17 protein-coding genes are annotated in these 13,347 nt (G+C 38.0%); 1 reads left to right on the forward strand and 16 read right to left on the reverse strand.

What is annotated here, in order from left to right; translation table 11 throughout:
• Nucleotides 1-44: 44 nt before the first annotated feature.
• The 3 genes from P7D84_RS00855 to P7D84_RS00865 form a co-directional block, all read right to left on the reverse strand.
• Nucleotides 45-1,202, reverse strand: coding sequence for a cystathionine gamma-synthase (locus P7D84_RS00855; protein WP_311804709.1), 1,158 nt, complete (start codon nt 1,200-1,202; stop codon nt 45-47).
• 424 nt (nt 1,203-1,626) lie between these two features.
• Entirely contained in the window at nt 1,627-2,454 is an 828-nt protein-coding gene (gene dapB, locus P7D84_RS00860; RefSeq protein ID WP_311804710.1) for a 4-hydroxy-tetrahydrodipicolinate reductase, read from the reverse strand.
• A 112-nt stretch (nt 2,455-2,566) separates the two neighbouring features.
• The gene (locus P7D84_RS00865; RefSeq protein ID WP_137602878.1) at nt 2,567-3,211 is read right to left on the reverse strand and encodes a hypothetical protein; all 645 of its coding nucleotides are present in this window, start codon (nt 3,209-3,211) and stop codon (nt 2,567-2,569) included.
• Between the two features lie 205 nt (nt 3,212-3,416).
• Between P7D84_RS00865 and P7D84_RS00870 the strand changes: the two genes are divergently transcribed.
• The gene (locus tag P7D84_RS00870; RefSeq protein ID WP_137602877.1) at nt 3,417-3,638 is read left to right on the forward strand and encodes a hypothetical protein; all 222 of its coding nucleotides are present in this window, start codon (nt 3,417-3,419) and stop codon (nt 3,636-3,638) included.
• 166 nt (nt 3,639-3,804) lie between these two features.
• Here the strand turns inward: P7D84_RS00870 and P7D84_RS00875 are convergent, their stop codons facing one another.
• The 13 genes from P7D84_RS00875 to P7D84_RS00935 all read right to left on the reverse strand — a co-directional run bounded on the left by P7D84_RS00875 (nt 3,805) and on the right by P7D84_RS00935 (nt 13,332).
• Nucleotides 3,805-4,662: a serine hydrolase gene (locus P7D84_RS00875; protein ID WP_311804711.1), complete on the reverse strand. Its 858-nt coding sequence runs from the start codon at nt 4,660-4,662 to the stop codon at nt 3,805-3,807.
• Nucleotides 4,663-4,758: 96 nt separating this feature from the next.
• Nucleotides 4,759-5,670, reverse strand: a complete 912-nt coding sequence (locus P7D84_RS00880) for a zinc-ribbon domain-containing protein (RefSeq protein ID WP_311804712.1) — start codon at nt 5,668-5,670, stop codon at nt 4,759-4,761.
• A gap of 162 nt (nt 5,671-5,832) precedes the next feature.
• Entirely contained in the window at nt 5,833-6,843 is a 1,011-nt protein-coding gene (locus P7D84_RS00885; protein ID WP_311804713.1) for a serine hydrolase, read from the reverse strand.
• A 165-nt stretch (nt 6,844-7,008) separates the two neighbouring features.
• Nucleotides 7,009-7,161: a hypothetical protein gene (locus P7D84_RS00890; RefSeq protein WP_311804714.1), complete on the reverse strand. Its 153-nt coding sequence runs from the start codon at nt 7,159-7,161 to the stop codon at nt 7,009-7,011.
• Nucleotides 7,162-7,167: 6 nt separating this feature from the next.
• Nucleotides 7,168-7,440 (reverse strand): hypothetical protein, encoded by a 273-nt coding sequence (locus P7D84_RS00895; protein ID WP_311804715.1) that lies wholly within the window; start codon nt 7,438-7,440, stop codon nt 7,168-7,170.
• Nucleotides 7,441-7,660: 220 nt separating this feature from the next.
• Nucleotides 7,661-8,398 (reverse strand): 2-dehydro-3-deoxy-phosphogluconate aldolase, encoded by a 738-nt coding sequence (gene dagF, locus P7D84_RS00900; protein WP_137602865.1) that lies wholly within the window; start codon nt 8,396-8,398, stop codon nt 7,661-7,663.
• 93 nt (nt 8,399-8,491) lie between these two features.
• Nucleotides 8,492-9,580 carry a DgaE family pyridoxal phosphate-dependent ammonia lyase gene (locus tag P7D84_RS00905; RefSeq protein WP_311804716.1) on the reverse strand — a complete coding sequence of 363 codons (1,089 nt, stop codon included), beginning with the start codon at nt 9,578-9,580 and terminating at the stop codon, nt 8,492-8,494.
• A complete protein-coding gene (locus P7D84_RS00910; protein WP_311804717.1) occupies nt 9,570-10,676 on the reverse strand; it encodes an amidohydrolase/deacetylase family metallohydrolase in 1,107 nt (368 codons plus the stop codon). Before P7D84_RS00910 ends, P7D84_RS00905 begins: the two co-directional genes overlap by 11 nt.
• A gap of 15 nt (nt 10,677-10,691) precedes the next feature.
• Entirely contained in the window at nt 10,692-11,384 is a 693-nt protein-coding gene (locus P7D84_RS00915; protein WP_137604481.1) for a DUF4310 family protein, read from the reverse strand.
• Between the two features lie 65 nt (nt 11,385-11,449).
• Entirely contained in the window at nt 11,450-12,229 is a 780-nt protein-coding gene (locus tag P7D84_RS00920; RefSeq protein ID WP_137604482.1) for a DUF4311 domain-containing protein, read from the reverse strand.
• 21 nt (nt 12,230-12,250) lie between these two features.
• Entirely contained in the window at nt 12,251-12,601 is a 351-nt protein-coding gene (locus tag P7D84_RS00925) for a DUF4312 family protein (RefSeq protein ID WP_137604483.1), read from the reverse strand.
• An 11-nt stretch (nt 12,602-12,612) separates the two neighbouring features.
• Nucleotides 12,613-12,972, reverse strand: coding sequence for a glycine-rich SFCGS family protein (locus P7D84_RS00930; RefSeq protein WP_137604484.1), 360 nt, complete (start codon nt 12,970-12,972; stop codon nt 12,613-12,615).
• A gap of 27 nt (nt 12,973-12,999) precedes the next feature.
• Entirely contained in the window at nt 13,000-13,332 is a 333-nt protein-coding gene (locus P7D84_RS00935) for a PRD domain-containing protein (protein WP_137604485.1), read from the reverse strand.
• Nucleotides 13,333-13,347: the final 15 nt, after the last annotated feature.

Below are 13,347 nucleotides of genomic sequence, written 5' to 3' on the forward strand. Positions count from 1 at the left end.
GATCGTCTAAGTTTTTTTGATAAACGATCTAATCTTAATATTTTTTATGAATTATCGGCCGTGATATTTGTAAGCAATGCTTGATTTAAATCACTTTGTAAGTCTTCAACTGCTTCAATCCCTACCGATAAACGAATCAGACCATCTTTGATTCCTGCAGCTTCTCGTTGTTCTTTTGGAATCGAAGCATGCGTCATGATTGCAGGTACTTCGATCAAACTTTCGACACCGCCTAAACTTTCAGCCAATGTGATGACTTTCAACGATTCAACAAAGTTTGCAACCTGGCTCTCATCTAGCAATTCAAAAGCGATCATTCCGCCAAAGCCGCGCATTTGTTTAGCAGCCACGTCATGACTCGGATGCTCAGTCAGACCAGGATAATAAACTTTTGCAACAGCCGGATGATTTGATAAAAAGTTTGCAATTATCTCCGCATTTTTTTGATGTGCCTCCATCCGCACAGCCAATGTTTTGATTCCTCGTTGTAGTAACCAGCTATCTTGCGGTCCTAGAACACCGCCGATCGCATTTTGATAAAAACCAATTTTTTCTGCTAGTTCAGCGTTATTTGTTGTTGCTAGTCCCGCAACTAGATCACTGTGTCCACCTAAATATTTGGTTCCGCTATGCAATACGATGTCCGCGCCTAATCTCAACGGCTGTTGCAGATAAGGTGTCGCAAAAGTATTGTCTACAATCGTCAGCAATTCATGTTTTTTTGCCCAAGCCGCACTTTTTTCTAAATCGATAATCTTTAATAACGGATTGCTAGGAGATTCTAAATACAGTGCCTTTGTTTGATCAGTCAGTGCGGCTTCAAGTTGAGAAAGTTCGCGACTGTCTACCATCGTATAACTCAATCCTAAAGGTTTGAATACTTTTTCAAGCAAACGAAATGTACCGCCATAAACATCATCGCCTAAAATCAGATGATCTCCCGGCTGAAACACAGATAAGACCGCATGAATTGCCGCCAAGCCTGATCCAAAAGCAAAACCTTTCACACCGCCTTCAAGTTCTGCGATCAAAGCTTCTAACGCCTGACGTGTTGGGTTGCCAGAACGAGAATATTCAAAGTCTCCAGGCTGTCCCAATTTTTTTTGACGATATGTTGATGTTTGATAGATTGGTACGCTGACTGCTCCAGTCAATGGGTCTTCACTGATTCCTCCGTGGATCAATTGGGTGGATAATTGCATAAGATTCTTCCTCCTGATTTTGTTTTATCTGAATTTTGCTGGATAGCGACAACACATGGTGGTTCCTCCTCTTTTTAGCAAAGTTCCTAATTTTACGGACAAAAAAAGAGGTGCAAGCTATTAAAGCTGCACCTCTGATCGTTAAAAGTTAGACGTTGCCTTCTTTTCAAACGAGTCCAGAACAGTTAATAGACATGACAAAATGGTATGCTGCTTTTTGCACCATACAACAACATGCTGATTCAACTGTTTGAAACTGACGAATTGTATTGTTGTTTGTCATGTGTCCTGACCTCCTTAAATGATTGCCCTAAATTTATCATTTACAAAATGAGAAGTCAATAAATAAATTATTAAAAAATATTAAATAACAAAAAAAGAAAAATAATTTCTATTGTCTACAATCTGAAAAGACTTGAACTAATTAGTTCAAGTCTTTTTCTAAAACATCGGAAACATGGTAATAACCTGGTGATTGTTTGGCTAAGAACACCGCACAATCACATGCACCTTTAGCAAATCCACGCCAGTCTGTCGCATGATGACTAATTTCCAATCGTTCGCCAAAACCACCGAATAAAACAGTATGGCTGCTAGGAGTATCCCCCATTCGCAAAGAATGAAAACCGATCGTTCCTGCTTCTCGCTCACCAACACCTTCTCGACCATAAGTTGCGCTGTCTGAAAGGCTTATTCCTAATTCATCAGCAATCAATTCTCCCATTTCTTTTGCCGTACCACTTGGTGCATCTTTTTTCCAGCGGTCATGCATTTCTACAATCTCAATATCGGTCTCTTCTCCAATCATCGCTGTGGCTATTTGTAATAAGTTGTTCATCACATTGACCAATTTCGATGTATTCGCAGCATAAAGTACAGGAATTGTTTCACTAGCTTTTTGAAAAAATTGTTTCTCCTTTGGATTAAATCCAGTCGTCCCACAAACGAGGGCTTTTTTGTATTTTTCTGCCAATCGTAAAACTTCTAGTCCCATTTCCTTAGTGGAAAAATCAATAATCACATCGCTTGCTTCAATCACTTCTGTTAAGTCATCCACGACTGGTACACCTAGATTACGCCCAAGAAGAGTCACTTGTCCTAAATCTTGCCCAATATAATCACGACCTTTAGGACCGACCCCTGCAACTAGCTTTAACTCTTCACTCTCAGCAGCAAGCTGAGTAATCAAGCGTCCCATTTTTCCGCGTGGTCCAACAACAATCGTTTTTATCCTTTTTTTCTCTTCAGTCATTTTATAAAAGATCCTCTCTATTATTTTATTGACTTCAAATAAACCGCTTTCAATACCAGTGTATCATAAAAATTTAATAAAAAAATCACCTGAGAAAAGATCTCTCAAGTGATCAAAAAAAGATTCGTAGAAACGACCATAAATAACGTAATAAACGATATAAAATAAATAAAAGAAAGATATTCCCTAAGACAAAACGCAGACCATTTCCAACACTTGCTTGTAAATTACGCAAAGTGAATCGCCGTAAAAAACGCGGCATTTTAGTATAGCCATTCCGCCTTAAGCGAAATTTTTCTTCGTATGTAAGATCTAATATGTCATAATAGATGATCTGTAATGGTTCTCGTGTAAAAAATGCCTTAGAAAAGCCGACCATCAGTGTGTATTGTTTATTATTCGAAGGTAAGTTACGGACACCTTTTTTATTGATCCGAATTTTTTTATCATCCATCACATTGTAACTGTATTCCTCTTCTTGAATTTTATGAATCTGGATTTGTGGTTGATTCTCTCTAAGAAATGCCTGATACACTTCGGAAAACTTTTGCTTTTCTAAAAACAAAAAAATCAAGATCCCTATTAATACGACCATCAACAAGAAATTCAATACCAAATTATCTTGAAAGATTCCACTGTACCCCATGATTATGGCTAATGCAATCCCGCTAATGACGATCCGCTTCCAATAATAGTTTTGGTACATGGTCCGGATCGTACGCTCATAATAATCAAAATCCGCTGCAGCACTCATCATTGCTCCTCCTTAAAGTTTATTTTCATTTAGTATACCGGAGCACCCGTTAAATGTCAGGTTGTATAAATTATAGACATGAAATGACTCTCCTCTTTTAAGTTATCTTTAAAAATAAAACAATATCCTAATTTGTGTTCTATCATTATTTCTAGTAAGGAGTATAATAACTATAGAAAATCGTCTAGTTGAGCAAGGGAGTATACGTATGAAGATTGCCATTATTTTTTCATTTATCATACTTGTGTTAGTTAATTTTTATCTTTTTCATGTCTATTTTAAAGAGAAAAAAATCAGCGATACATTTGAGCGGTTAGCTGTAATGTTTGGTGCAAATATGAGTGTATTGTTTGTCGATAGTTTGATCCTTTTCTTCAGTGCGTTGATAGAAGAAGGTTCTTTTTTGATGATTATTCTTTCGACACTCTAAATTTTTCTACACTCGCCTTTCTAATGATCCCTTTAACTCAAAAGGATATGGCTTAGATTCAGCCATATCCTTTTTTTGCTATTTTAATTTTTCCAATCTGTGCTGCTCCAATTGCGCCTGTATGTTGGGACAATGGGTCTCTTTTGACTGAATTTTTTCTACTCAATTAGTTGATTTGTGTCGCAGCTAAGGCAAAGTCACCGATAGCATTTCGAATTCCTGCTACGCTAGTCATATTTTTAGTCAATACGACCAGCGCAAACGGATTATCTTCTGTTAAGACCAGTCCGATATCATTTTCTGCATTATCCAATTCTCCAGTTTTATTGGCTACTGTGATTTCACCGGCCAATTTACTTGGGATTTTTGTACGGACTGTTTGACCTTTCATAATTTCTAGCATCGTTGATTGTGGATAATTTTCCCGTTGTTGATAAAGTTTCTTCAAAAAAATCATGCAATCATTCAATGAAGTATAATTCTCTTTGCCTTGACTACGTGCTACATTATCCAACATTTTCCGCTCTACTCGCGTATCTCGGTACCCTTGTGCTTGAAAAAACTGATTCAATGTCTCCATCCCAAAGTGTTCAATCAATACATTCGTCGCTTCGTTATCACTTTGCTGGATCATCGGAATAATCCACTCATTCAGCGATTTCCCTTGAACAATCTCCGTTGGATTGGCTTTAGTAAATGCATATTCCATGATAAAAACTTTGATTACACTAGCAGAAACAGTCGGTGCAGAATTATGACTGGATAATTCTTGATTGTTTTTAAAATAATAGACTCCGTAATAAACCTGTTCCGCATTGGCAAGCAATCCAGAAGGATCTAATTGTATTTGCACTTCACTTGACTGCTGCGTACTGATAGTACTCGAATGGGTCGTCTTCTGACTTGTTTCAATTACTGACTGTTTGCTGCTTTTTTCTATGCTGCTCGACTCAATGACTGCCGGTGTTGCTTGTTGAGCAAAAAACTTAGTGACTACTAAATAAGTAGAACTAGCTAACAGCAAAAATAAGATCCCTATCCAACTATATTTTGTAATTTTTGATCTTTTCGGGCTGGAATGTCTTCCCAAAAGACTTCAACTTCTTTCTTGTAAAATTTTTTAAGAAATCCAGACCTCGTTGACTCCGTCATTTTTCGAGACACCATCAGTCAACGCCAACCGTGAAGAATAAGAAAGATACCCGTAATAGATCTGCGTGCCGCCGCCATCCCAAGCAACTGTAATTTGTACGTTTGGATTGATTAATTTAGTATCCGGCATATCAGAAGGATATTGTTCGTTTGTTTCATAACTTAAAACATCTCCGCTTGCGCTAGTAATCGTAGCTTTGCCAAAATATTGCGTGCCATTAACATTTTTTTGAGTCACACTACCATTGGCTCCGATAGTCAAAGCACTTTGTCGTTGGCTTGTTTGCGAATAATAAAAATAGTACGTATTTGCCCACTTAGCATAATCACCGCTAAAAGCACTTGAACTTCCGGAAGTCGTTACATCAGGACGCTCTGTTTCTTGAGCTTTTTGTGCAGCTTCTTTATCATCTGCTTGTTTTAATCCTTCTTCATTTTTCTCAGTCAGTTCATCAACTTCATCTGCGATAGCGGAAAATTCATTCTTCCCTAGATCACTAGCTGAGATACGACTCAATTTTAAATTTGATTTCTTATATTCTCCGTTAATCGTTAATTCTTTAGCTTCAGCGATGATATCATCATACTTACTTGTATCTACTGAACTAGACGAAACAGTTGTCGTCGGTGCCGCTTCATTAGTTGATCGATTTGCCACAGCAAAACCAACACCAACAATAACAGCTAATAATGCGACGCCTCCAATAATAAACCATTTTGAACCATTGGATCTTTTAGCGGCTGGTGCCTGACCCATTTCCTGTAGATTACTCCCTTGATTTCTTTTAAATGATTCAGTTTTAGCAAATTCATACCCACAATTTTCACAAAATAACGCTTGATCACTGTTTTCTTTCCCACACTTCGGACAAATCTTCATTTTCCCCTACTCCTTTTCCTTGAGTTCGATCAACTAAAATGATGCTTGTTTTTATATTTATTTTATCATACTACCCGTTCTAAAAAATAAATTTTTTATTGTTTCATGTCGCTATTTTTTTATATAAAAAAGAACTTACCTTTTCTGATAAGTTCTCTAGTTTCATTTAGTTGCGGCCAAACTAAAATCAGCGATGGCGCTTCGGATTTTTACGATATCTGAAACATCTTGGGTCAGTACAACAATCGCAAACGGATTGTCTTTTGACAGTACGAGCCCACCGTCATTTTCGACGTTCTGCTGTTCTCCGGAGATATTTGCCACAGGAACATCCGTTGGTATTTTTTGAGGAATCTTAGTTCGAATCGTTTGTCCTGTTAAAAGTTCCAACATAAATTTTTGCGGGTCTTTTTCACGGTCAGTATAGATTTTTTTCAGTAACTTTAGACAATCATTTAAAGAAGTGTAATTATTTCTATCGATGATTCGAACATTGATATCGACTATTCGGTGTTCAATTCGCGTATCCAGATATCCTTGCTCTTTAAAATACGTATTTAAATTATCCATTCCATAGTGATCGATTAATACATTAGTCGCATCTCTATCATTTTGCTGAATCATTGGGGTTAACCATTCAGATAACCGTTTTTCTTGGATTATTTGATCCTTGCCATCTTTTTGAGCAAGTGCGTATTCCATAATAAACAGCTCAATAATGTCGGCTGCAATCGTTGGTTCAGAATTTTCACTTGAAAATTCCTGCTTATCATTGAAATAATAAACACCATAATAGACTTTTCCAGCACTTTCGGTTAACTCTTTGGCTGGTGAAATCAGTTGTTTTTTAATTTGTGCAGCTGTTCTAGACTTTTTTTTCGGATCTACTGTTTTTTTGCTCATGCTCGTTCGTTTAGCAGACTGCGGTGCTGTTTTTTGTTTTTCACGACTTTGGGGTGTTGTTTGTGCCGGTTTGCTTGCAGTATGTTTCTCCTTTGAACTTGTTTGGCTCTCTTTTACTGCAATCGTTTCTTTTGAGTTTTTCAAATGGCTTGAAATACGTGTCACACCAAAATAAGCACCTCCCGCTAACAAAAGTGCTATCAAACCTACAGTCAAATATCTTACTGTTCTTTTTTCATTGGGAGCGGTATGTTTGCCCAAGTGATCCACCTTCTTTCAATAACAATGACTGAGTCAATAATAATTTTATCATAGTTCCCTATTAAAATAAGTTATTTTGAAAATAATTCTGCTTTAATCGATTTAGTAAGTCTGAAAATCACACATAAAAAAGCCTTTAACAGTTTTAACAGCTGTTAAAGGCCCTTATTTCTATTACATCAATGTATCAAACCGATTTTCAATCACTCCTAAATGCAGCTGTTCAAAATCTTGAAAGGCTTGGCAAGTGACTGTTTTTTTATAACAGTTTTCAGCAAGATAGATTGATTTGAATCCAAATTCTTCAGCTTTTTTTACTTTCTCCAATGAATCTTAAATATAATTAACTTTTTGATAAGTCAATTCTACCTGTAAAAAATCGACCAGTTCTTGGGGGATTATCTCCGTCTCTTTCCCTTTAATAGTAAAATCCAAATAATCAGTTAAATGGTCGTTCAATAAAATCTGATTCATCTTTTCTTGATCATAAAAAACCATACCTATTTGCTGCTTGCGACTTTTTAGATACTCCAACAGCTGCTGAATATTCGTCTGATCTTCTTTCAAAAAGATATCTTCGCTAGAAAATACAAAAGTTTCAATCATTTCATTTCCTCCCATTCTTATTTGTTCATCTATTCACTAATATATCCAAATAAAAAATTCTCTATTTAAATAAAAGTAACAACGTTTTTGTCAGTTTTATTGCTTTCAAACTTACATTAAATTTTAATAATTGTCAATATTTTGTTACTTATTTCACTAATAAAATTGTTTCTTGCCAAAAAAGGTGAGACATAATCCATGTCTCACCTTTTTCACTAATTTATAAAAGTTCTTTTACTTTATTAAATAATGTTTTAACATCTTCTGGACGAGTATCGCCTGTTTCAGAATCAATAATTGAGCTATATACGTGAGGAATAACTTTTTTCACTCCTGCATCTAGCGCAATTTTAACGATTTCTTGGAAGTTTTCCAAATCGATTCCACCAGTTGGCTCTAAATAGAAGTCATTTTCAGCACACGCTTTTGCAACGGCTTGATATTCTTCTTTGTGTGATAGTCCTTTCATTGGGAAATACTTAACTGAGCTGCCGCCCATATCTTTCAATAAAGCGATTGCTGTTTCAATTGGGATGATTGCTTCTGGTGATTGAGAACTCAATGGACCAGTTGCTACATTGACATAACCAACTTTGCCACAAGGAGAAACTAAACCGTTGATGATTGTGTCATCTTGTCCCAACAAAGCACGAGAAGCACCTACACCGGTAAAGACTTGATTCACATGTTGTGGTTGTAAATCGCCAGATATCCGTGAAACCATTTGGCTTTGATTTGGATCGCCAGCACCCAGTCCGACTGAAAGAGCATTGTTTGTTGCTTCTTGATATTTTTTCATATCTTCAATAGCAGCTGCATCGCTATCATAGTTTTTCGATAAAACACCTAGAACTACGTGGCCGTCTGCTGCACTGTAACAATCACGGGCATTTTCAACTGAATTTGCTAAAACATTTAAACATACACGATCTTTATAATAATTTGGGGTTAATGACATATCTATTTACTCCTTATCCATAGTAAAGTTTTTTCTTTAGAAAAACAAATCTGATACACCTGTCACTATCTATTGGCAAGCGTTTAGTACTCATTACATGATTGCTTTTAATCGAGTAACGATCTTGTTCATTTCTTCTTCATTTACGGCACGAATATCAAATTCAATAATACCGTTATTGGCTTGGTATTCTCTTGTGTAAATTGCTGGATTTTCTTCTTTTAACGCAGCAATGACGTCTTTTGCTGATCGTTCTAAGACTTTTACACTTGCGCGATAAATATCACGGCCTGCACCATCTTGTACGATAGTTGCTTTTAGGCCTTCGATTTGATTGATTGCATCAATAAATGGAGCCAAACGTTTTTTCATTGAATCGCCTGTTTCACTGCCATCTTTTAAGCGATCTTCTAACGCTTGAGTAAGGCCTAGGATATTGTCTTTACCGATCTTCATCGCACGGCCAATTCCTTTGCCTTGTAGACGAATCCATTCGATATATTTTCCTTTGCCGATTACTAGACCGCTGCTTGGACCTTCAATCGCTTTTGCCCCAGAATAGATCACAAGATCTGCCCCGGCTTTGCTGTATTTATAAAGATCTTCTTCTGCTGCAGCATCTACGATCAACGGCAATTGATGCTTTTTAGCGACCGCCGCTGCTTCTGCTACTGTCAACATACTTTTTTGTACAGTATGATGACTTTTAATATACAAAATTGCCGCTGTATCTGCTGTTATCCTCATCTCGATGTGTGCTGCTGAGCACATATTCGCATAGCCTGCTTCAACCACTTTTCCGCCGCCTTGGCCTACCATCACTTCAACTGGTGTGCCATAGTCAACATTGTGGCCTTTTGGCAAAATAATTTCTCGCTTAGTTATGCGTTCTGTATAAGGGTGATATGCATGATACACACTTCCTTCACCAATCACCGCTGCAACAGATTGTGCGATCCCCGCTGACGCTGAAGATACGATTTGAGTATCCTCTACTTCTAAAAGTTTTGCTAAGTAAGCTCCCGTTTGAACGTGCAGCTCACTCATTTCAAAAAAGTGTTCTCCGCCGAAACGTTGTGCTGCTAGAACATTTTCTGATACTTTTGATACACCTAAAATCGTCATCTTACCTGAAGCGTTGATCACTTCTTTTAGCCCAAATTTATCATAACTAATTGTCATAAACGGTGCCTCCAATAATTGTTTTAACTGGTTTGATCAATTCTTTGGCTGTACGTGTGAATCCATTTGAATCGGTCAATGTTTTTTCTCCATTTGCCAAATCAAAAATCGTCAGATCCGCATCAAAGCCCGCTGCTAATTGACCTTTTTTTGCTAAATTGAAAGAGTCTGCTGGTACAGCCGTTACTTTGTCCAAAATCTCTTCCCATGAATAGCCAACTACTCTTAATTTTTCCATCGTAGTCGACAGATCATAGACCGGTCCGCTTTCACGATTATGATGGTAAATATCTGTGCTAATTGATGTTGCTTTAATTCCTTCGTTTAAAGCTACTTCAGCAACGTGGAAGTTGAAACTATCTGTTCCATGACCAATGTCAAAAACGATTCCTTTATCATACGCTGCTCTAGCAAAATCTTTGATTTTATCTGTATCCTTATTTAAGATACCATTTGGCTTGCCGTTGAAGCAGTGAGTCAAAACATCGCCCTTGTCTAACAACGTCAAGACTTCTTGTAATTCTGGCGGTGCTGAACCAATATGGATCATCAATGGCAGATCATCATTTTCTCGTTGAATATTTTTGGCTAATTCTAAAGGTGTGATTCCATTCTCACCGACAACCGTCTTACTCATTCGTGCTTTAATTCCGACAATGAATTGCGGAAGTTGGGCTAAACGATCATGGACAAGATCTGCTTGGATCTTCGTTAAGTCAGCTAACTCATCTTGTTCAACGATTCCCCATTTTGAGATATTGATCAGCGCATAGACGTTGGTCTTTACTTTCTTCGTCAACTCATAGAAGTCGCCGATATTTTCCGCACCGGTCGTCCCAGCATCAATTACTGTAGTGACTCCTTTGGTTACACCGATTTTGTCTGGATAATCATAGTAAAGCGTCATTTTTTCATAGCAATGAACATGATCATCAATCCATCCTGCTGATACATAGTGTTCTCCAGCTAAATCGATTACTTCCTTTGCTGCTGATTCGATAGCCGTATCAACAGATACAATCACACCATCTTTTATAGCAACTTCAACTTTTTCTCCAGTGATAAGTTTTCCATTTTTGATTAATAAATCAAACATCCTTTACCCTTCTTTCTACTGGATCGCTACTGGGAAGATTGCTCCCAATATCATCGCACCTAGGATTGCTCCACCTGCAATTGGTTTTTTCCAAATATAAAAGACCAATGCTCCAAGCGTTGCCCCGATACCGATTGGAATTGATGCAGTCGTTGCACTCAAGATGATCAATGGGCCTAAGAAACGACCGGAGGAATTTCCGGCACCCATCATTACATCTGCACCAAAGGTAGAATTTGCTTGATTGATCGTAAATTTACGAATCAAGATAATTACACCGCCAACTAATAATCCTAAAACAGTTCCCGTTAATAATGAGACTGCAAAATTATCAATTGGTGCATGGATCCCCATGCTTAAGAAAATCGCAGGAACACCAATACCGATACCTGTTAAGATCGATCCTCCTAAGTCAAGGATTCCGACTAAAGAGCCTTCTAAAATCCGAGCAAACAAGAAACTTGCGCCAAATGCCGCTGCTGCTCCATAGGAACCGCCATCTAATCCGGCTTTTAACATCGCGACGATCGACACTTCATTAAAAGCACCGACTCCATAAGTTACATACATATGTGTCCCAGCAAAGACTGCTGCAGACATGATCCCTACGATGATGGGAAATGACCAATCAGCATACCAGAAGCTTTTGGCTTTTTTTTCTTCCAAAAGGGCCGCCTGATCTTTCTTCAACTCTTCTGTGTTATCCATTTGTTTCCCTCCTATTTCAAATAAAGGTATTCATTTTTTTCATATGTCTTTTCTTGAGTATTTAATTATTTCACTGTGATTGCTTTGTGCATATTTTCAAGCCAATTTGGTGCTTGTAAGTTAAAGCTCTTCAACATTTCCAAATCAAATCCACGGAAGAATCCACTTAGAATAAATAATATTATAATAGCTGCCATCATGACCTTCGTTACTTTAGACCAGCCGATTTCATCGACGCCTTTACCAATTAAGATACCTAATACCACACCAGGAACAGCGTTGCCCATGATCAATTGAGCGATTCCGCCAAATAATGTTCCCCAAAAACCTGTCCGTTTTCCTGCATCTAACGCTGCTAACCAGAAAATAATCGGCATTACGATATTGATCAAAGTTGTTGCTGCTGGAACCAATACGGCTACTGCAGTTACTTGTAATGCTTCAGGAATTGCTGCAGCGGTTGAATTTAAAAAGGCAACAACGACTGCTCCAACGATTGCCCCAACAAAACCCATTTTTTTAGGATCATGCATCGTTTCTGAAATGTTTTTATTTTTGATTAATAAGATCGAAGCTGCCCAGTTCGGAACGATCCGGTGCGTAACATCTTGTGTAAATGCTCCCGCTCCTACCGTTGATGCCCAAGCATTGAAGAAAAATCCTAGTCCAAATGAGAAATGCGATGCTGGATCGCCCATACAGGCGTTCATCTCGCCTAATGTACGAAAGGCACCTAATCCTTGCGTACTTGGCGCATGGAACATTCGAGCCGCCCCCATTGAGGCAGAAAAACCAAGTAAGCCGCCAATGATAATAGATTTGATTAAGATTACTGTAAATTCCACTTCGTTACTTCCTCTCTATACTCATATTTTTTTGGAAAAAACGGGGATTTTGATACCATCTGGATCACTCGTCGTCTCCTGCGTAAATGTCACTTCATTCAATTCAATCGTCGTCACATTTACTGTTACTTTCAGCTCCACGTAATAATGTGTTCGTATTCTTGGAAAGAAGAAGAAAAGAAATCGTTCTTTGTACGACTGTTGCACAGCCTTGACTACTTCCACTTCTACAGGCTCAATTCGTAAAATCACTTCTGATTCTTGCATCATTTTCTTTTGGATTTCTCCTAGTGCGCTCGCAAACGCATGCTGCTTAGAATCTCCCTTGCCTTCTACTGTCACGACAACTTGTTGGCAATCTTGAACACTCATTTACTCATCTCCTAGCTATTTGCATGTTTCTTTTCAAATGCTTCTGTCAGACGTTTTCCTAATTCTTCTTGGTCCATAAATCCAAATCCTAAAACGGTTTTGCCATCATTGATAGCAGTCAATCCTTCTTCGATTGAACGCATGCCATGACGTTCTGGGTATCCATATTTTGTTGCCGCTGTTAAGGCACCCGCTCCGCCGCTACCACAAAAAGAAATTCCCATATCGGCATTTTCTTGTTGCATCACATCACCTAAACGCATATCTGCTCCCATTCCTGGTACAACAACTGCTCGTCCGCCTGCTGCTTCTACACCTTTTGCTACATTTTGTCCTTTACCCATACGGTCTGCGATTACTACTGTGATCATGTGTTTTTCCCCCTAAATTATTATTGATTAATTTTGTTTTGCTGTTTCAAAGTGAATAGATAATACATACATCTCATCTTGCGGCAGATTGCCGATTTTTTTGACTACGCCATCTGCAAGTGTTAACGCGTCTTGTGATACTTCACTGAATAACTCTGGATCAACTGCTGGGATGGATTCTTGTCCATTTGAACGGTTCAACATCTCATTTAAATGATTGATCAAGATCGTCCATTGTAACTCAGTCGGCTCGATTTCTTTTTCGGCTAACTCGCTGCGGAGCCAAGTGATCAATTCTTCTAATTCCTTTTGGTATTTACTGGTTGAAATGATTTGTAGCGCTTCTTCAGTCACGATCATTCATGTCCTCCTTTA

It is taken from the genome of Enterococcus dongliensis, from assembly GCF_031927985.1.
Lineage (GTDB): Bacteria > Bacillota > Bacilli > Lactobacillales > Enterococcaceae > Enterococcus_A > Enterococcus_A dongliensis.

Bases quoted from the DNA above. Each gene is read 5' to 3' on its own strand.
- P7D84_RS00870 (WP_137602877.1), top strand. From the start codon at position 3,417: ATGAAGATTGCCATTATTTTTTCATTTATCATACTTGTGTTAGTTAAT.
- dapB (WP_311804710.1), bottom strand. From the start codon at position 2,454: ATGACTGAAGAGAAAAAAAGGATAAAAACGATTGTTGTTGGACCACGC.
- P7D84_RS00880 (WP_311804712.1), bottom strand. From the start codon at position 5,670: ATGAAGATTTGTCCGAAGTGTGGGAAAGAAAACAGTGATCAAGCGTTA.
- P7D84_RS00925 (WP_137604483.1), bottom strand. From the start codon at position 12,601: ATGAGTGTTCAAGATTGCCAACAAGTTGTCGTGACAGTAGAAGGCAAG.
- dagF (WP_137602865.1), bottom strand. From the start codon at position 8,398: ATGTCATTAACCCCAAATTATTATAAAGATCGTGTATGTTTAAATGTT.
- P7D84_RS00935 (WP_137604485.1), bottom strand. From the start codon at position 13,332: ATGATCGTGACTGAAGAAGCGCTACAAATCATTTCAACCAGTAAATAC.
- P7D84_RS00910 (WP_311804717.1), bottom strand. From the start codon at position 10,676: ATGTTTGATTTATTAATCAAAAATGGAAAACTTATCACTGGAGAAAAA.
- P7D84_RS00905 (WP_311804716.1), bottom strand. From the start codon at position 9,580: ATGACAATTAGTTATGATAAATTTGGGCTAAAAGAAGTGATCAACGCT.
- P7D84_RS00855 (WP_311804709.1), bottom strand. From the start codon at position 1,202: ATGCAATTATCCACCCAATTGATCCACGGAGGAATCAGTGAAGACCCA.
- P7D84_RS00915 (WP_137604481.1), bottom strand. From the start codon at position 11,384: ATGGATAACACAGAAGAGTTGAAGAAAGATCAGGCGGCCCTTTTGGAA.
- P7D84_RS00895 (WP_311804715.1), bottom strand. From the start codon at position 7,440: ATGATTGAAACTTTTGTATTTTCTAGCGAAGATATCTTTTTGAAAGAA.
- P7D84_RS00930 (WP_137604484.1), bottom strand. From the start codon at position 12,972: ATGATCACAGTAGTAATCGCAGACCGTATGGGTAAAGGACAAAATGTA.
- P7D84_RS00865 (WP_137602878.1), bottom strand. From the start codon at position 3,211: ATGATGAGTGCTGCAGCGGATTTTGATTATTATGAGCGTACGATCCGG.